The 17,369-nt window shown below is 71.1% G+C and carries 15 protein-coding genes; 5 read left to right on the forward strand and 10 right to left on the reverse strand.

Annotated elements, in window-relative coordinates; translation table 11 throughout:
* Positions 1-9 precede the first annotated feature (9 nt).
* From DN771_RS19750 to phnE, 5 genes are all read left to right on the forward strand, one after another.
* On the forward strand, positions 10-561 hold the full coding sequence (locus DN771_RS19750; RefSeq protein ID WP_116999283.1) for a 5' nucleotidase, NT5C type: 552 nt from the start codon (positions 10-12) through the stop codon (positions 559-561).
* A gap of 138 nt (positions 562-699) precedes the next feature.
* The gene (locus DN771_RS19755; RefSeq protein WP_116999284.1) at positions 700-2,415 is read left to right on the forward strand and encodes a phosphate/phosphite/phosphonate ABC transporter substrate-binding protein; all 1,716 of its coding nucleotides are present in this window, start codon (positions 700-702) and stop codon (positions 2,413-2,415) included.
* A 105-nt stretch (positions 2,416-2,520) separates the two neighbouring features.
* The gene (gene phnC, locus DN771_RS19760; RefSeq protein ID WP_116999285.1) at positions 2,521-3,300 is read left to right on the forward strand and encodes a phosphonate ABC transporter ATP-binding protein; all 780 of its coding nucleotides are present in this window, start codon (positions 2,521-2,523) and stop codon (positions 3,298-3,300) included.
* Positions 3,297-4,139 carry a PhnE/PtxC family ABC transporter permease gene (locus DN771_RS19765; RefSeq protein WP_116999286.1) on the forward strand — a complete coding sequence of 281 codons (843 nt, stop codon included), beginning with the start codon at positions 3,297-3,299 and terminating at the stop codon, positions 4,137-4,139. Before phnC ends, DN771_RS19765 begins: the two co-directional genes overlap by 4 nt.
* Positions 4,136-5,038, forward strand: a complete 903-nt coding sequence (gene phnE / locus DN771_RS19770; protein ID WP_116999287.1) for a phosphonate ABC transporter, permease protein PhnE — start codon at positions 4,136-4,138, stop codon at positions 5,036-5,038. Before DN771_RS19765 ends, phnE begins: the two co-directional genes overlap by 4 nt.
* Before the next feature lie 80 nt (positions 5,039-5,118).
* Here phnE and dusB read toward each other — a convergent pair whose 3' ends face one another.
* From dusB to glmM, 10 genes are all read right to left on the reverse strand, one after another.
* The gene (gene dusB / locus DN771_RS19775) at positions 5,119-6,318 is read right to left on the reverse strand and encodes a tRNA dihydrouridine synthase DusB (RefSeq protein ID WP_116999288.1); all 1,200 of its coding nucleotides are present in this window, start codon (positions 6,316-6,318) and stop codon (positions 5,119-5,121) included.
* Between the two features lie 92 nt (positions 6,319-6,410).
* Positions 6,411-7,430: a tRNA (adenosine(37)-N6)-threonylcarbamoyltransferase complex transferase subunit TsaD gene (gene tsaD, locus DN771_RS19780; protein ID WP_116999289.1), complete on the reverse strand. Its 1,020-nt coding sequence runs from the start codon at positions 7,428-7,430 to the stop codon at positions 6,411-6,413.
* Positions 7,427-7,969: a ribosomal protein S18-alanine N-acetyltransferase gene (gene rimI, locus DN771_RS19785; protein WP_116999290.1), complete on the reverse strand. Its 543-nt coding sequence runs from the start codon at positions 7,967-7,969 to the stop codon at positions 7,427-7,429. The genes tsaD and rimI overlap by 4 nt, the downstream gene beginning before the upstream one ends.
* Positions 7,966-8,670, reverse strand: coding sequence for a tRNA (adenosine(37)-N6)-threonylcarbamoyltransferase complex dimerization subunit type 1 TsaB (tsaB, locus tag DN771_RS19790; RefSeq protein ID WP_116999291.1), 705 nt, complete (start codon positions 8,668-8,670; stop codon positions 7,966-7,968). The genes rimI and tsaB overlap by 4 nt, the downstream gene beginning before the upstream one ends.
* The gene (gene tsaE / locus DN771_RS19795) at positions 8,664-9,233 is read right to left on the reverse strand and encodes a tRNA (adenosine(37)-N6)-threonylcarbamoyltransferase complex ATPase subunit type 1 TsaE (protein WP_116999292.1); all 570 of its coding nucleotides are present in this window, start codon (positions 9,231-9,233) and stop codon (positions 8,664-8,666) included. The genes tsaB and tsaE overlap by 7 nt, the downstream gene beginning before the upstream one ends.
* A 12-nt stretch (positions 9,234-9,245) precedes the next feature.
* Positions 9,246-10,406, reverse strand: coding sequence for an alanine racemase (gene alr, locus DN771_RS19800; protein ID WP_116999293.1), 1,161 nt, complete (start codon positions 10,404-10,406; stop codon positions 9,246-9,248).
* Positions 10,403-11,770, reverse strand: a complete 1,368-nt coding sequence (locus DN771_RS19805) for an NAD(P)H-hydrate dehydratase (protein ID WP_116999294.1) — start codon at positions 11,768-11,770, stop codon at positions 10,403-10,405. The genes alr and DN771_RS19805 overlap by 4 nt, the downstream gene beginning before the upstream one ends.
* The gene (locus tag DN771_RS19810; protein WP_116999295.1) at positions 11,767-12,147 is read right to left on the reverse strand and encodes a holo-ACP synthase; all 381 of its coding nucleotides are present in this window, start codon (positions 12,145-12,147) and stop codon (positions 11,767-11,769) included. Before DN771_RS19810 ends, DN771_RS19805 begins: the two co-directional genes overlap by 4 nt.
* A gap of 219 nt (positions 12,148-12,366) precedes the next feature.
* Positions 12,367-15,885: an SIS domain-containing protein gene (locus DN771_RS19815; RefSeq protein WP_116999296.1), complete on the reverse strand. Its 3,519-nt coding sequence runs from the start codon at positions 15,883-15,885 to the stop codon at positions 12,367-12,369.
* A 93-nt stretch (positions 15,886-15,978) separates the two neighbouring features.
* Positions 15,979-17,364: a phosphoglucosamine mutase gene (gene glmM / locus DN771_RS19820; protein ID WP_420810934.1), complete on the reverse strand. Its 1,386-nt coding sequence runs from the start codon at positions 17,362-17,364 to the stop codon at positions 15,979-15,981.
* Between the last annotated feature and the right edge of the window lie 5 nt (positions 17,365-17,369).

Genomic DNA, 17,369 nt, shown 5'->3' on the forward strand with positions numbered 1-17,369 from the left:
CTCGTCGGGATGCGACTCGGGATCGACATGGACGGAGTGATCTGCGACTTCAACGCCGGCTGGATGGCGCGTCACCGCGACGACTTCGGCAGCGACCTGGCCGCGATCGACACCGAGATCAAGTGGGACAACCTGCACACACTGTGCGGGTTCGCCGACATGGAGGCGTTCTGGCGCTGGGCCCAGGGCAGCGAGGACCGACCGTCGGTGTTCCGGCACCTCGAACCGTTCCCCGGTGCCGTGGACACCCTTCGAGAGCTGGCCGGCGCCAAGCACGAGATCGTGATCATCACGGCCAAGCCCGACTGGGCGGTGCCCGACACACTCCGCTGGTTGGCCGATCACGAGGTGCCCACGCGCGAGATCCACTTCCGCCACCGGAAGTCGACGGTGGCGTGCGACGTGTACCTCGACGACTCGCCCCTGGTCCTGCCGGAGCTGGTGTCGCGTCGGCCGGCGGCGACGGTGTGCCGCATGGTGAGGCCTTGGAACACGCCGCTCGACGGCGCCGTCGACGTCGACGGATGGCCGGCCTTTCGCGCCCTGGTGGGCGGCCTCTGAGCGTCCGCCCGCGCCGCTCGTGACGAACCAGTCGCCGGATGACCAGCGGTTGGCTAAGTTAAGCGGCCGAGCCAGTGGCGGGTCCGCCGTCACAAACCCCTCTTGGGGGAGGATCAGGGAGATGGAAGGGACCACACGATGAAATATCGTTCGCTCATCGCCATCGCGGCCGTCGGCGCACTCGCGCTCGCGTCCTGCGGTGACGACGATGACGCGGCCGGCGAGGCCACCACACCGGCAGCGGTGACCCAGGCTGCTGCCGACGCCACGGAAGCCGAGGCCACCGACGCTGTCGCGGTGACCACCGCCGAGACCACCGAGGCCGTTGCCACCACCGAGGGCGCTGACGCGACGGTGGCCGCTGCGACGACCGAGGCTGCCGCCGAGACCACCGAGGCTGCTGCCACCACCGAGGCCGCCGCGACGACCGAGGCCGCCGCGACGACCGAAGCCGTGGCCACGACCGAAGCCGTGGCCACGACCGAAGCCGTTGCCACCACCGAAGCGGTCGCCACCACCGAAGCGGTCGCCACCACCGAAGCGGTCGCCACCACCGAAGCCGTTGCCACCACCGAAGCGGTCGCCACCACCGAAGCGGTCGCCACCACCGAAGCGGTCGCCACCACCGAAGCGGTCGCCACCACCGAAGCGGTCGCCACCACCGAAGCCGTTGCCACGACCGAAGCGGTCGCCACGACGGAGCCGACAGCGACCACCGAGGCCGCTGCCGAGACCACCGAACCGGCCGCCACCACCGAGGCCGTCACCGAGACCACCGAACCGGCCGCCACCACCGAGGCCGTCACCGAGACCACCGAACCGGCCGCCACCACCGAGGCCGTCGCCGAGACCACCGAGCCGGCCGCCACGACGGAGCCGACGGCGAGCACCGGTCCCAGCGAGGGCAGCGAGCCCGCCGGGTCCGACGTCGCGGGCGGCATCACGTTCCCGGTCACCCCGGGTCCGGATTGGCCGGAGTCGCTGACGTTCACGCTCACCCCGTCGCAGGAGGCGGGCGGTCTCATCGACACCGCCACACCGCTCGCCGAGGCCCTCGCCGAGCGTTTGGGCATCGACGTCGAGCCCATCGTGCCGTCCGACTTCGCCGGTGTGATCACCGCCCTGACCTCCGGTCAGGCACAGATCGCCGGCGGCCTCGGCCCGGTGCAGATGGTGCAGGCCGAAGACGATGCCGGCGCCGAGCTCATCCTCCAGTCCGAGCGCTTCGGCAGCTACGAGTACGTCACGCAGTGGTTCACCAACGACCCCGACACGTTCTGCGAGGACACGCCGGTCGAGGATCCCGAGTCCGGGTTCCTCTTCTGCAACGGCGTGCTCGACGCGACCGGTCCGTCCGATGGCCCGATCGGTGAGGACCACCTCGCCGACGTCGCCGGCCAGACCGTGGCCTTCGTCGACCAGGGCTCGGCATCGGGGTACCTCGTGCCGTCGCTGCAACTGCTCAACGCCGACGTCGACCCGCAGGACGACATCGAGACCATCTTCGCCGGTGGCCACGACGCGGCGGTCCAGGCCGTGTACGACGGCACGGCGTCGGTCGGAGTCTCGTTCAACGACGCCCGCACCACCCTTGTCGACCAGTACCCCGACGTGGGTGAGAAGGTCGTCGTCTTCGCCTGGTCGTTCCCGATCCCGAACGACGGCTTCGCCGTCGCCGGCGACCTGCCCGAGGATCTCAAGGAGGCCATCACCGCCGCCTTCCTCGACATCGCCGCCAACGATCCGGACGTCCTCTCGGAGGTGTACGACATCGACGGCCTGACGCCGGTCGATGGGGCCGACTTCGACGTCATCCGCGACCTGCGGGCTCAGCTCTCCGACCTGCTCGAGTGACGTCACCCGGGCAGAACTGAGCGTTCACGTCTCGTCGGGCCGGGTCGTTCTCACGAACGATCCGGCCCGGCGCCGTTTTCCACGACCGTTTGCACGAGGGGTTGCATGATCCGCTTCGAGAAGGCCAGCGTCACCTACGGGGGTGGCGTGCATGCGATGAAGGATCTCGATCTCGAGATCGCCGACGGTGAGTTCGTCGTCGTCGTCGGTCTGTCGGGCGCCGGCAAGTCGACGCTCGTGCGGGCCATCAACGGGCTGGTGCCGCTCACCTCGGGGACCCTCGAGGTCAACGGCACGATGGTGTCGGGGCTCTCGGGCCGCGGCCTGCGCGACCTCCGGGCCGGCATCGGCATGATCTTCCAGAGCTTCAACCTCGTCAACCGCACGACCGTGCTCAACAACGTGCTGATGGGGCGGCTCCACAAGGTGCCCACCTACCGCACGATCTTCGGTGCCTACCCGGCGGCCGACAAGGAGCTCGCCCTCCAGGCGCTCGAGCGTGTGGAGATCGTCGACAAGGCCTACGTCCGGGCGTCGAACCTGTCGGGGGGACAGCGCCAGCGGGTCGGCATCGCCCGGGCCCTGGCCCAGGAGCCGAGCATCATCCTCGCCGACGAGCCGGTGGCGTCGCTCGACCCGCCGACGAGTCACGTCGTGATGAAGGATCTCCAGCGCATCAACCGCGAGCTGGGCATCACCACCATCGTCAACCTCCACTTCCTCGACCTCGCCACCAAGTACGCCGACCGGATCGTCGGCCTCCGCTCGGGCGAACTCGTCTTCGACGGGACGGGCGCCGAAGCCGACGCCACGGTGTTCGAGCGGATCTACGGCCGCAGCCTCACCGCCGACGACACGATGGACAAGTCGGCCGCCGCACTGTGACCGACACCGCCATCGCGCCCGGCGAGCCGGCTCGCCCCGCCACCCTGCCGGCGCGGCACGCACGGCCGCGCAAGCCGCGGCCCGGCCTCTTCGGCATCGGTCTCGGGGTTGCCGCCGTGACGATCACGGTCCTGGCAGTTCGGGCGACCGAGTTCTCCGTCGCCGACATCTTCGACACGATCGGCAACAAGAACCCGGTGCTCGAAGCGTTGCCCCACGCCGAACTCAGTCAGATCTTCTCGCCCCGGTCGCGGGCGGCGTTCATGGACACGCTGCGCATGGCCGTGCTGGCCAGCATCGCCGGATCGATCGTGGCGCTCCCGTTCGCGCTGCTTTCGACGAGGTTCGGTGCGCCCTGGCTCCCGCTTCGTGGAGTTGTGCGCCTCGTCTCCGGAATCGTCCGCGCCGTGCCCGAGATCCTCTGGGCGATGCTGTTCGTCGCCGGTGTCAGCATCGGAAAGCTGGCGGGTCTCCTCGCCCTCTTCATGTTCACGATCGCCGTCGTCACCAAGCTCACGGCCGACACGATCGACGGCATCGACACCGGCCCGCTCGAGGCCGCTGACGCCGCCGGCGCGGGACGCACGCAGATGCTCCGCACCGCCGTCATCCCCCAGATCCTCCCCGCCTACTCGTCGTTCGTCCTCTACGCCTTCGAGCTCAACATCCGCGGCTCGGCGGTGCTCGGCTTCGTCGGTGCCGGTGGCATCGGCGAGCGCATCCAGTTCTTCCAGGGGCAGAACGACTGGGAGCGGATGTGGGGCATCACCGTGATGTTCATCGCCGTCGTGTTCGTGATCGACCGCATCTCCACGCTGCTGCGGCGGAGGCTTGTATGACGTCGTCGGCGACTCCGGGGCGTCCCGGCACCGTTCGGCCGAGCCCGCCCGTCCGGTGGGGCCTGATCGTGTCGATCGCCGTGGTCGTCGGCGCGGCGACGTGGGCGATCACCGGCCTCGACGTGCGGTGGAGCAAGGTGTGGACTGCGCCCGTCGAGATGTGGCGGCGCGTCGTCCGCCTGATGGTGGAGAACGCGTCGTGGGACTACGTCGGCGACGCGCTCTCGGCGATGTGGGATTCGATCGCCATCGCGTGGCTCGGCACGTTGTTCGCGTCGGTCTTCATCATCCCGCTCGGTGTGCTCGGCGCCGAGAACGTCGTCGGCCGCTGGGTGGCGTTCGGATCGCGGCAGGTGTTCAACGTGCTGCGGGCGATCCCGGAGATCGTCCTCGTCCTGGCCGTCATTCCCGTCCTCGGCCTGTCGAAGACGGCTGGGGTGATCGCCATCGGCATCGGCTCGATCGGCACGATGAGCAAGCTCACGGCCGACGTGATCGAGGGCATCGACAAGGGGCCCCTGGAGGCGGCCGACGCCACCGGGGCCGGCCGCCTCGACCGCGTGCGCTGGGGCGTGCTGCCCCAGGCGATGCCGGAGATCGCCTCGTTCCTGCTCTACCGCTTCGAGATCAACATCCGGGTGTCGGCCATCCTCGGCGCCGTCGGCGCCGGCGGCATCGGCGAGCTCGTGGTCCTCAACCTGCGGTTCAAGGAGTTCGGCGTGGCCGGTGTCGGCATGGTGGTCATGATCGTCATCACGATCCTCGTCGACACGGTGTCGGGCGCCGTGCGTCGTCGCATCCTCGCCGGCCCAGGTGCACCGCTGCGCGGCGGCCCCGACCTCGACCCCGAACTCCGTGGCGAGCTCTACCTCGGCGGTGGAGCCGGCGGCGTCGGCTGAGCGTTACGGTAGGTGCCAGGCACCTTCCGTAACGCGTGAACCTGACGGTTCGCCTGGCACCGACCGTTAGGTCGCACAGATCAGCCGCCGGAGAGCGCCATCACGTCGTTGTCGTCGGGCACGGTGACGTCGTGCTCGAGCGCCGACGGGTCGTCGAGGTAGCCGGCCGGCAGTGACACCTTGATCGGTCCGTTGGTGTGGCCGCGCTTGATGCGCTCGCCACCCGGGACCACGGTGAGGGAGCGGTCGAGTCCGCCGAGGATGTCGTCGAGCTCGGCGATCGACGACACCATCGCCGCCCGGCGCCGCACCTCGGGACCCACCGGGTAGCCGGTGAAGTACCACGCCGTGTGCTTGCGGAAGTCGCGCATGGCGATGAATTCGCCGCTGTTGCGGCCGGGCGCCACGTTCCCGTGGGCGTAGTGCTCGGCCAGCATCCGGCCGTGCTCGGCCATCACGTCGATCACGTCGCCGAGCGGGCGCGACGCCGGGGCCTCGCCGTCACTGCGTTCTGGGCCACGCGGGCCGGCACCGAGGACGGTGAGCAGGTCGCCGAAGAGCCACGGCCGGCCGAGGCAGCCACGACCGATCACCACCCCGTCGCAGCCCGTCTGGCGCATCATCTCCACGGCGTCGCCGGCCTCCCAGATGTCGCCGTTGCCGAGCACCGGGATCGACGACACGTGGGCCTTGAGCTCGCCGATGGCGTCCCAGCGGGCGTCGCCGGCGTAGTGCTGCTCGGCGGTCCGGGCGTGCAGGGCGATCGCCGCGATGCCCTCGTCGGCGCAGACGGTTCCGGCGCGCAGGTGGGTCAGCAGGTCGTCGAACAGGCCCATGCGGAACTTGGCGGTCACCGGCACGCCGTACGGCTGGGCGGCGTGCACGGCAGCGCGAACGATGGCGGCGAGCAGGGCCGGCTTGGCCGGGACCGCCGCTCCCCCGCCCCTGCGGGTCACCTTGGCCGCCGGGCAGCCGAAGTTGAGGTCGACGTGATCGACGATGCCGTCACCGCACACCCGATCGACCGCCCGCCCCAGCATCTCGGGGTCGGAGCCGTAGATCTGCAGGCTGCGGGGCTGCTCGTCGGGACCGAACTGCATCATCGTGTCGGTCTTCGGGTTGCGATGCACGACCGCAGTGGCCATCACCATCTCGTTGACGTACACAAGGCCGGGGCCGAACCGGCGACACAGGGCGCGGAACGGCGCGTTCGTGACGCCGGCCATCGGGGCCAGCACCACCGGCGCCGCCGGCACGAAGTCACCGATCCGCAGTTCCATCGCCGTTCGACGCTACCGACCGAACTTCTTGTACTGGTTTCTCGTCACCCGTGACGAAAGATCAGTACAGGAACTCGAGCTGGCCCGGAGGCTCAGGTGGGGATGACGAGGCGGAGGTTGGGAATGGCGCCGGTGTCGAGCGGCGACGGGCCGTCGAGACGCAGGCGGTGCCAGCCGGCGGCGGCGATCATCGCCGCGTTGTCGGTGCACATCTCGCGCGACGGGAGATAGGCCCGCCGCTCGTCGGCGGCAGCGGCGGCCGACATCGCCGCCCGCAGCACGCCGTTGGCCGCCACCCCACCACCGAGGGCGATGCCCTTGGCGTCGATCTCGGCCGCCGCTCGCCGCGCCTTGTCGACGAGCACGTCCACCACGGCGTCCTGGAACGAGGCAGCCACATCGGCCGTCGCCACGTCGGGGTGCTTGCGCACGTAGTTCATCACCGACGTCTTGAGCCCCGAGAAGCTGAAGTCGAGCCCAGCGTCCCGCATCGCCCGCGGGAACCGGATCGCCGACGGGTCGCCGTCGCGGGCCGTCGTCTCGATCGCCGGCCCGCCCGGATAGCCGAGGCCGAGGAAGCGGGCGACCTTGTCGAACGCCTCGCCGGCGGCGTCGTCGATCGTCTGGCCGAGGAGCCGGTACTCGCCGGGCGCACGCATCTCGACCAGCATCGTGTGACCACCGGACACGAGCAGCACGACGATCGGGAACTCGATCGAGGGGTCATCGAGGAGGGCCGCGTAGAGGTGCGCCTCGAGGTGATTGACCGCCACGAACGGTACGCCCCACGCGTAGGCGAGGGCCTTGGCCGCCGACACGCCGACGAGCAGGGCGCCGATGAGGCCCGGACCGACGGTGCAGGCGACGGCGTCGATGCGGGACTCCTCGACGCCGGCCTCGACGATCGCTCGGGCGACGACGGGGTTGAGGAGGTCGAGATGGGCCCGGCTGGCCACCTCGGGGACGACCCCGCCGAATGCCGCGTGCAGCTCGATCTGCGAGCTCACCACGCTCGACGCGATGTCGCTGCCTCCGAGCACGATCGCCGCAGCGGTCTCGTCGCAGCTCGTCTCGATCCCGAGCACGACCGTGTTCTCGTCGATTGGTTTCATCGCGCGAGCTCCCCGAGGCGGTGGGCGTACTCAGGGCTCTGGATGTCGTGGCACCACATGACGATGGCGTCGGTGTTGCCCTCGTAGTAGTTCTTGCGGATGCCGGCGGGTACGAACCCGAAACGCCGGTACAGCTCCTGCGCCCCGTGACTGCTCGCCCGCACCTCGAGCGTCCACGCCGAACACCCGCGGCTGACGGCCGCCTTGGCCAGCGCCACCATCAGGCGCGTGGCGACGCCCGTGCGACGCTCGTCGGGGTGCACGGCGATGTTGGTGACGTGCGCCTCGCCGCCCGCCTGATCGTCGATGAACATCACCCCGGCGTACCCGAGCACTCGGGTGCCGCGCCGGGCGACGAGATAGAGCCGCCGCCCCGACCGCTCCTCGCGCAACTCGTCGTGGAACACCTGCGCCGACCACGGCTTCGGGTAGGCGACGCGCTCGATGTCCATGATCTGGCCGATGTGGCGGGTGCGCATGGGGTCGATGGACACCGGCCGCGTCACCGCACGTTCCAGCATCCGGTCCAGAATGCTCACGGTGTGCCTCCTGCTGCGGCACGGGTCGACCAGTTGATCTCGGCGTCGGGGGCGCGCAGGTAGAGCGGGTGGATGTCGGCCGGCTGGGCCCACTCCTCGCGGAGCGCCTTGGCGTGGGCCAGTTGGACGAGCGGGCCGGCGCTCGGTGATGCCTCGTCGGCGAATTCGCAGCGATAGCCGTCGCAGATCTCGTCGCGGTAGCGCAGTGCTCCGTCGCCCACGCAGAGCACCTCCTGGCTGCGGGCGAGGAGGTCGGCCACGAGCTCGTCCACCCCGGCGACCCGGGGCGCCGCCACCTGCTGCAGGCCGCCGGGCACCTGCCGGTACATGGCGTAGAACACCTCGCCCTTGCGCGCGTCGACGACCGGGACGACGACTCGATCGGACTGCCGGTGGGGGAAGGCCAGCAGATCGAGTGAGGACAGGCCGATCATCGGGATGCGCAACGCCTGCGCCAGCGCCTTGGCGGCGGCGAGGCCGACCCGCATGCCGGTGAAGAGACCGGGGCCGATGTCGACGGCGACCACGCTGATCTCGCCGATCTCGATGTCGGTCTGCGTGCAGAGGAAGTCGATCGCCGGCATCAACGTCTCGGCGTGCCGCCGGCCGCGGGCGATCTCGAACAGCCCGATCACGCCCTCGTGACCTCCGATCGCCACGCTCACCTGCGGCGTGGCCGTCTCGATCCCGAGAATCAACATGACGGCAACCCGAGTGCGGCGAGACGGGACGTCACGGACGGCCAGCGACGGGCCCACGACGTTCCCGTCGCCGAGATCGTGATGCAGCGACCGGTCGGCGGCTCGACGTCGGCGACCGTGTCGTCCTCGTCGTCTCCGGCTGCGTCCTCGTCGCCGGGGAAGTCCAAGCGGACGACGAGGTGCTCACCCAGTGAGCCGGCGACCACGTCGCCCCACTCGACGAGCACGATGCCCTTGAACTCGGCCAGTTCGCCGAGCGCCAGGTCGGCGACCTCGGCGAACTGCTCGAGCCGGTAGATGTCGGCGTGATGAAGGGTGATCGGCGTGCCGAGCACGGTGGCGTCGTAGCTGTGCACGAGCGTGAAGGTCGGTGAGGTGATCGGTTCGGTCACGCCGAGGGCGTGCCCGAATCCCTGGGCGAACGCCGTCTTGCCGGCGCCCATCTCGCCGGCCAGCACGACGATGTCGCCGGGGCGACAGACGGCCGCGAGCTCACCGGCGATGGCGTGCGTCGACGCCACCGATGACGCGAGTAGGGAGAGGCGGGCAGCGGGTGGCGACACGGCGTATCTACGTTACTGCGGCGACCGCCCGTCACCGGTGGACGAGTCGGTGCCGGCCCGGTGGACGTGGATACGGCGCAGGCGTGCGCTGAGGCCGCACGTGATCTCGTAGCCGATCGTGCCGAGCGGGCCCGCCCAGTCCTCCACGCGGAGGCCGACACCGCCCTGCTCGCCGATCAACACGACCTCGTCGCCGGCCGCCACGTCGGCGTCGCCGCAGTCGACGAGCAGCTGGTCCATGGTCACCGTGCCGACGATCGGGTGACGCCGACCGCGGATGAGCACGTCGACGCCGAGGCCCGACAGGTTGCGTCGCACGCCGTCGGCGTAGCCGAGCGGGACGGTGGCGATGTTGGCGTCGACGGGAAGGGCGTACCGCAGGCCGTACGACAGCCGCTCACCCGCCGGCAGGCGTTTGACGAACGACACCCGCGCCTTCAGCGAGAGTGCGGGCCGGAGCATGGCGGCCTCGTCGTCGACGCCGGGTCCGGGCGAGATGCCGTAGACGGCGATGCCCGCACGCACGAAGGAGTGATGCGCCCGCGGGTGCACCAGCGCCGCCGCCGAGTTGGCGGCGTGGACGAGGTCCACTGGCGGCAGGGCGGCCCGAACGGCGTCGAAGATGTCGAGCTGGGCAGCCGTGTCGGGACGATCGGGCTCGTCGGCCACCGCGAGGTGGGTGAACAGGCCGGCCAGGTGGAGGCAGCCGGTGGCGGCGATGTACTCGGCGAGCTCGGCGGCCTCGTCGGGGCGGGCGCCGACGCGATGCATGCCCGTGTCGATCTTGAGGTGGACCGAGACTCCGGTCTCGCCCGCGTCGCCAGCCGCGGCGGCGATGGCATCGATGCCGGCCGTCGTCGACACGGTCGGCGTGATGCCGTGGGCGATGATGTCAGGGGCGGCCTCCCGCGGTTGCTCGCTGAGCACCAGGATCGGCGCCTCGACGGCGGCCCGGCGGAGCTCGACGCCCTCGCTCACCAGGGCGACGCCCAGCCCGCTCGCCCCGGCATCGAGCGCGGCGCGGGCCACTTCGACGGCGCCGTGCCCGTAGGCATCGGCCTTGACGATCGCCCACACGTCGGCGGGGGCGACGACGTCACGGAGACACCGGATGTTGTGGGCGATGGCGTCGAGATCGATCTCGACCCACGCCCAGCGGTGAGACCCGCTCACCGCGGGCTCCCGTGCTCTTCGATCGCGGCGAGCACCGATGGCAGCGCGGCGATCACGTCGCTGGCCACGAGACCCGCCGCCGGGATGCTGTTGGCGGCGGCGGCATGGAGCCAGGCCCCGGCCGCGGCGGCGTCGAACGCGGTGGCCCCACCGGCGAGCAGCGCACCGATGATGCCGGAGAGCACGTCGCCGGTGCCGGCGGTGGCCAGGCGCTGGTCACCGTCGGCGACGAGGCGAACCGCTCCGGACGGGTCGGCGACCGTGGTGGTCGGACCCTTGAGCAGGACGACGGCGCCTGTGTGGGCGGCGAGCGAGCGAGCGGCCTCGATGCGATCGGGACCCGGCGGAGATCCGGACAGCACCTCGAACTCGCCGTCGTGCGGCGTGAGCACGGTGGCAGCGGCGCGGCGGTTCACGAAGTCGGTGACCGCGGCACCGAGGGCGACGAGCCCGTCGGCGTCGATCACCAGCGGTGTCGGTGCTGCGGCGACGAATCGCGCGATGTCGCCGGCCGTCCCCGGAGCGCGACCGAGCCCGGGTCCGACGATCGCCGCGCGAAACCGCTCGATGCTGTCGAGGGCGGGGTCGGCCCAGCCGGTGGCGGGGAGCGTCCGGCCCACGGCTTCGACCGGCAGGTCGACGGCGCCGGCGCCGGGAACAGAGACCACCACCATCCCCGAGCCCGCCCGCATCGCCGCTGCCGTCGCCAGCCGGGCCGCACCCGTCATGCCGGAACTGCCCGCCACGATGCGCAGCGACGTGTGCCACTTGTGGGCGTCGGCGGCCCGGCTGGGGAGCCATCGGGCGACATCGGTGGCCTCGATCACGTGAGCGGCCGCTCGCGTGACATCGAGACCGATGTCGGCGACCTCCACGATCCCGGCGAGCTGCTTGCCGGCGCCGAACACGAGGCCCGGCTTCAGCGCGGCGAACGTGATCGTGCGCTGCGCGGTCACCGCGCCCTCTCCGGCAGCGCCGGTAAGGCCGTTCACACCGCTCGGGATGTCGACGGCCAGGACTGGCGCGCCGCTCGGGTCGGGAGCGGCGTACTCGCCGCGGAAGCCGGTGCCGTACGCGGCGTCGATCACCAGATCGGACGCAGGGAGCACCGCTGGCGCATCGGTTGCGGTGAAGATCCGCACCTTCACCCCGGCCTGGGCGAGCACCGCGGCGGCCACCCGCCCGTCGTTGCCGTTGTTGCCTTTGCCGGCGACGACGTTGACCACGCGGCCGTAGGTGCCGCCGAGCATCCGCCGGGCGGTACGCGCGACGGCGGCGCCGGCCCGGTCGATCAGGACGTCGACCGGCTCGGGCGCGGCGGCGTCGATCGCCGCCATCTCGGCGGGCGTGACGACCGGGCTCACGTGGCGACGACCTGGGCGATCGCGACCGGGCCGTCATGGCTGAGCGACACGTGCCAGCGGCCGATCCCTCTGGCGATCGCGAGGTCGAGTGCCTTGCCTGTGACCATCAACGACGGCGCCCCGTTGGTCTCGCCGCCCTGCTGGACCCGCACCCAGACCTCGTGGAAGCCGAACGCGCCGAGCCCGACGCCCATCGCCTTCATGACCGCCTCGCGGGCCGCGAAGCGGGCGGCGAGCGAGGGCACGGGGTCGGACTTCGGGGTGACGTACTCCAGCTCCTCGGCGACGAAAATCCGCTCGCGCATCGACGGAGTACGTTGCAGCGACAGCCGGAATCGTTCGACGTCGACCACGTCGACGCCGACCCCCTTCACCATGTCAATTGGGTTCCCCGGCCACGCAGGCCGCGCGAACGGCCGGCCGACAAGCCGGCTCGGCTGAAGCCTCGGCAGCTAGCGCTCCGCCGACCTTCACCGCCCGGACCTCAGGACGCTCGCTGCGCTCGCTGAACTCCGGCAACCGAACCGCTCCGAGATAGTGCCAGGCACTATCTCGGAAGCGGGGTGGGGCTGGCACCATCGGGGACACCGTGTTCGTCATGACGTGCGCCAGAGATCGGCGGTCTCGCTGATCGGCGCGATCAGGAGGTCGGCGACGTCGAGGTCGGCGAGCCGGCTGTCGTCGAACTCCTGCTCGGTCTCGGTCACCCAGTCCACCAGGCGGTCGTAGCGCCGGTCGTAGCCCTGCAGGGCACCGCGCATCGTCGCCGCGTCGAGTCGCTCGTGGAAGCGCACGTGCAGCAGGGTGATGCCGGTGGTGACGCCCGACTTGACCTCGGGGACGAAGATGACGGTGCGGCCGTCGCTGCGCCCGCGCGCGACGAGGATCTCCCGCTGGCTGGCCACGTTGCGCTTCGTCCCCGACAGCACGGGGCGACGCTCGACGCGGCTGGAGAGCTCGCGCGAGATCCCGCCGCGATCGACGACGGTGACGGTGTCGCCGTCGATGCCGTAGCGCGTGAAGCCCACCACCTCGGCGACGGTCGGGTCGAGGTCGGCGAGCACCTTCAGCGTGCGGTAGCTCAGCACGTCGCGGCCCGCCCCGGCGGTCAGCACCGCCTGCACGAGCCGCCGGTCGAGCACGCCTTCGTCGCTGCGGGAGATGCCGACCGTGACGGTCTTGGCCTGATGCTTGATGGCGTCGACCGGCCGGGTGAGCTCTTCGATCGCCTGGGTGAGGGCGGCGAGGAGGTCGTCGAGGAGGGCGGCGGGCGTGCCGACCTTGCCGGTGCCCGCCTGGTACCGCTCGATCGGCTGATCGGACAGGGCGTCGCCGAGGAGTCCTGACAGCCGCACGGCCGTGCTCGCCTCGAGGTGGCCGTCGTAGCGGGAGTTGCGGAGCCCGTCGTGGAACTCGTCCGAGCACCGGCTGATGCCGGCCCGCACGTTCTGCAGCATCTCGTCGGGCGACAGGTCGAGCACGGCGGCCCGCTCGATCACTTCGCGGGCTTCCCGGAGCGGCAGCGCCGACGCATCGATCGCCAGGGCTGCCTCGTAGCCGAACAGGTGCCCGGCCATCGTCGACAGGACGAATCCCACGGCCGGATCGACCGGCGGCACGGAGATGGTGGCGGCGGCCTGGTAGCGCACGTCGCCGTCGTCGGCGACAACGATCGGCGTGGCCTTGTGGGCCCGGAAGATCGCCACTTCCTTGCTGACGTCGTCGGCGGTCGATCCCGCGAGCCCGGCCGCGCAGACGAGGATGAGCGGCTCCGACGACAAGTCGATGTGCTTCTTGTCCTCGGTGATGTCGCAGGCGATCGACTTGTAGCAGAGCTCACTGAGCTTGATGCGGACCTCTTCGGCGGCCACCTTGTTGACACCGTTGCCGACCACGGCCCAGTAGCGCTTGGTGGGGGCAAAGCGGCGGGCCGCGTCGGCGATGACGTCACGCCGGGCGAGGACGGTGCGCATCGCGTCGGGCAGCGTGCGAAGTGACGACAGCAGTTCGTGCCGGCGACGCTCGGTGGGCACGCCGGCGGCCTCGGCGATGGCACACGACAGCAGCATGCCTGCTGCGACCTGGGCGTAGAAGGCCTTGGTGGACGCCACGCTCATCTCAACGTCCCGGCCGTCGGACGTGTACAGCACGCCGTCGGCCTTGTCGGTGAGGTCGCTGGACCGCCGATTGACGATCGACAGCACGGCCGCGCCGCGGGCCTTGAGCAGGTCGACGGTGCGGTTGGTGTCGGTGGTGGTGCCACTCTGGCTGACGGCCACGGCCAGCGTGTCGGACATGTCGAGACCGAGCCCGAAGCCGGACAGCTCGGTGGCCGTGATGGCGTCCACGGTCAGCCTGCCGGCGGCGAGCTCGGTGAGCGTCTTGGCCATCGACGCCCCGGCGACCGCGGCCGTACCCTGACCGATCACCCGTACGCGCGTGATCGACCCCGCCGCCAGTCGGGCCACCACATCCTCGGGCAGCGCCCGGTGACCCACCACGGCCCGGAGCAGCCCGTCGGGCCCGTCGGCGATCTTCCCGCGCAACGTCTTGGCGAAGCTGTCGGGAGACTCGGTGATCTCCTTCAACAGGAAGTGCGGGGCGTTGCCGAGGTCGATGTCCCGCGTCGTCACTTCGGCCGTCACCACGTCGGCGTCAGTGACCGGCAGCGGCGAGCCGTCGTAGGCGAGGCGGATGATCCCGTCGACCGTCCCGGCGCCCGCCGCGTCGAGGGCGACGAGTTGACCGCCGCCCTCCCCATCGAGCCGGACGAAGCGGTCGGTCTCCTCGACGATGCCGTACGGCTCGCTGGCGACGATGAACCGGTCGTCGGCGAGACCGATGTACACCCCTTGACCGCTGCCCTTCAGGGCCAGGAGCACCGTGCCAGGGTCCGACGCCGACGCCGCGCCGATGGCGACCGAGCCCTCGAACTCGGCGACCGTGCGCCGGAAGGCCTCGGCGAGCGCTCCGGCACCGACCGCGGCCTGTCCGGGGCTGCCGGCGACGGTGTCGAGATGACGGGCGAGGAGGGCGGGGATCACCTTGGCGTCGGTGGTGATGGGACCGGCGAAGCGGAGGCCGTGCGCCACCTTGAGGTCGGCGTGGTTGTCGACGTCGCCGTTGAGCACCCCGACCGTGTAGTGGTGCTGCTCCCCGCCGGTGAGTTCGCTCTCCGACCCCCCCGAGGAGAGCAACCTCTCCGATCCGCCGGAGGAGAGCGAGCTCTCCGATCCGCCGGAGGAGAGCAAGCTCTCCGATCCGCCGGAGGAGAGCGAGCTCTCCTCTCCATTGACCGGGTGAGCGTTGGGCTCGGAGATGATGCCCACGCTGGCCCAGCGGGTGTGGCCGAGGACGGACACCTGCGCGGTGGGCGCGGCCAGTGCTCGTCGCAGCAGTTCGTCGGACGCGATCGCCGCTCGCATCGCCGCCGTGTTGTCGCCCAGCTCCCCGATCTCGGCGGCTGCCTTGTAGGCGAACGAGAGCACGGGGCCGGCCGACGAGTCGACGGCGCGCACCGAACCGTTCTGGAAGAGCGGATCGCCCGATCGCTTGGAGAGCACGGTGGCGATCGCCGGATCGGCGAGGTCGAGACCGTGACCCCAGAGGAAGACGTGGACACCGGCCGAGTCGCGGCCACGCACCTCCATGCGATCGATCGCCGACAGCGCCTGTTGCAGTGCGAGATAGCCGGCGCGTGCGGCATCGCCCGCACCGCGGCCGGCGAGGATGTCGACCTCGCGCACGGTGCGCAGGCGATCGCACCGGATCGCCCACAGCGCGTCCTTGAGCCGGATCGCCGTGGCGCTCTGGCGTTCCAGATCGTCGGCGGCCGCACCGGCGTCGATGCCGGCGAGGGCCGCGTCGACCTCGGCGGCGTAGGCGTCGAGCTGATCGAGGCGCGAGGTGATGGCCGCCAGCAGTTCATGCCGGTCGGCGAGGGCGAGCACACCGGGCAACCCACGCAGTGATCGATCGACGCCGGCGAGTTCATCGGCGACCGCTGCCGGGTCGCCCAGGCAGGCGAGCGCGGCGTCGAGCCCGGCGACCACATCGTCGGCGGCCGGCACGGCCCTGGTCGGAGGCCGGCTGACGATGGCGATGATCCCGCACATGACGGTCAGGTTACGCCGTGCCGACCACCCCCGCCGAGCGGTTACGGGCCCCGGTCGGCGACGATCGGGGCCCTGCCGGGGCCCCGATGGCGATCAGGCGCTGGCGCCCCAGCGGGCGTCGGCGAGGGCGGCGAGCGACGACGCCGCCTCGTGCGCCACGGCGTCGTCGGCCGCCTCGACCATCACACGGACGAGGGGCTCGGTGCCGCTCGGACGAACGAGCACCCGGCCGGTGGCGCCGAGCTGCCGCTCGACCGCGGCGATCTCGGCGGCGAGCTGATCGGCGGCGTCGGGCACGCGTACGGCGACGCGAACGTTCACCATCACCTGAGGCAGCCGAGTCATCGCCTCGTCGGCCAAGCGAGCGAGCGGCCGTCCCGAACGCTGGATGACATCGGCGAGGACGATGCCGGTGAGCAGGCCGTCGCCGGTGGTGGCCCGGTCGCGGAAGATGACGTGGCCGCTCTGCTCGCCGCCGAGCGACAGGCCGCCCGCGTCGAGTGCCTCGAGCACGTAGCGGTCGCCGACGGCCGTCTCGATCACCCGGATGCCCGCCTGCTCCATGGCGATGCGGAAGCCGAGGTTGGACATCACGGTGGCGACGACGGTGCCGTCGCGCAGCAGCCCGCGGCGGTGGAGATCGGTGGCGCAGATCGCCAGCACGTGGTCGCCGTCGACGACGCGGCCGAGGTGGTCGACCGCCATCAGACGGTCGGCGTCGCCGTCCAGGGCGAGGCCGATGTCGGCGCCGTTGGCCAGCACCGCGGCCGCCAACGATGCGGTGTGCGTCGCTCCGCAGTGCTGGTTGATGTTGCGGCCGTCGGGCTGGTCGTGTATGGCGACGACGTCGGCCCCGGCCGCAGCGAAGAGGGCCGGTCCGAGAGCGCTGGCGGCGCCGTTGGCGGCGTCGACGACGACCTTCAGCCCGGTGAGCGAGCGACCCTGGAGCTCGGCCAGCACGTGCTCGACGTAGTCGAGTGACTGCTCGACGTCGAGCAGCGGGGCGGGCTCACCGGTGGGAGGCGGCAGGGCGACGACGTCGGCCTCGATGCGCTCCTCCACCTCGTCGGGCAGCTTGAGACCGCCCGGGGCGAACAGCTTGATGCCGTTGTCTCGGTAGGGGTTGTGTGACGCCGAGATCACCGCACCGATCGCGTTGCGACGGGCTGCTTCGAACGCCACCACGGGGGTCGGCACGACGCCCAGACGATGGACCAGCACGCCCTCGGACGCCAACCCGGCGACGAACGCCGCCTCGAGCATCGCCGTCGACAACCGCGTGTCCCCGCCGACGACAGCCTCGGCGCGAGCGCCTGTCGCCACAGCCTCGGCGCGAGCGCCTGTCGCCACAGCGTCGGCGCTCCCCTTCCTGGCAAGAACCCGAGCAGCCGCCCGCCCCAGATCCAGCGCGAACGCGGCCGTCAGATCCGAGTTGGCAACCCCCCGCACCCCATCAGTCCCGAACTTCACGCCCCCGATTCTGC

The organism is Desertimonas flava, assembly GCF_003426815.1.
GTDB classification, from domain to species: domain Bacteria; phylum Actinomycetota; class Acidimicrobiia; order Acidimicrobiales; family Ilumatobacteraceae; genus Desertimonas; species Desertimonas flava.

Coding starts and splice junctions, on each gene's coding strand:
- DN771_RS19750 (WP_116999283.1), top strand. CDS start 10: ATGCGACTCGGGATCGACATGGACGGAGTGATCTGCGACTTCAACGCC.
- DN771_RS19755 (WP_116999284.1), top strand. CDS start 700: ATGAAATATCGTTCGCTCATCGCCATCGCGGCCGTCGGCGCACTCGCG.
- phnC (WP_116999285.1), top strand. CDS start 2,521: ATGATCCGCTTCGAGAAGGCCAGCGTCACCTACGGGGGTGGCGTGCAT.
- phnE (WP_116999287.1), top strand. CDS start 4,136: ATGACGTCGTCGGCGACTCCGGGGCGTCCCGGCACCGTTCGGCCGAGC.
- dusB (WP_116999288.1), bottom strand. CDS start 6,318: ATGGAACTGCGGATCGGTGACTTCGTGCCGGCGGCGCCGGTGGTGCTG.
- tsaD (WP_116999289.1), bottom strand. CDS start 7,430: ATGAAACCAATCGACGAGAACACGGTCGTGCTCGGGATCGAGACGAGC.
- tsaB (WP_116999291.1), bottom strand. CDS start 8,670: ATGTTGATTCTCGGGATCGAGACGGCCACGCCGCAGGTGAGCGTGGCG.
- DN771_RS19810 (WP_116999295.1), bottom strand. CDS start 12,147: ATGGTGAAGGGGGTCGGCGTCGACGTGGTCGACGTCGAACGATTCCGG.
- DN771_RS19815 (WP_116999296.1), bottom strand. CDS start 15,885: ATGTGCGGGATCATCGCCATCGTCAGCCGGCCTCCGACCAGGGCCGTG.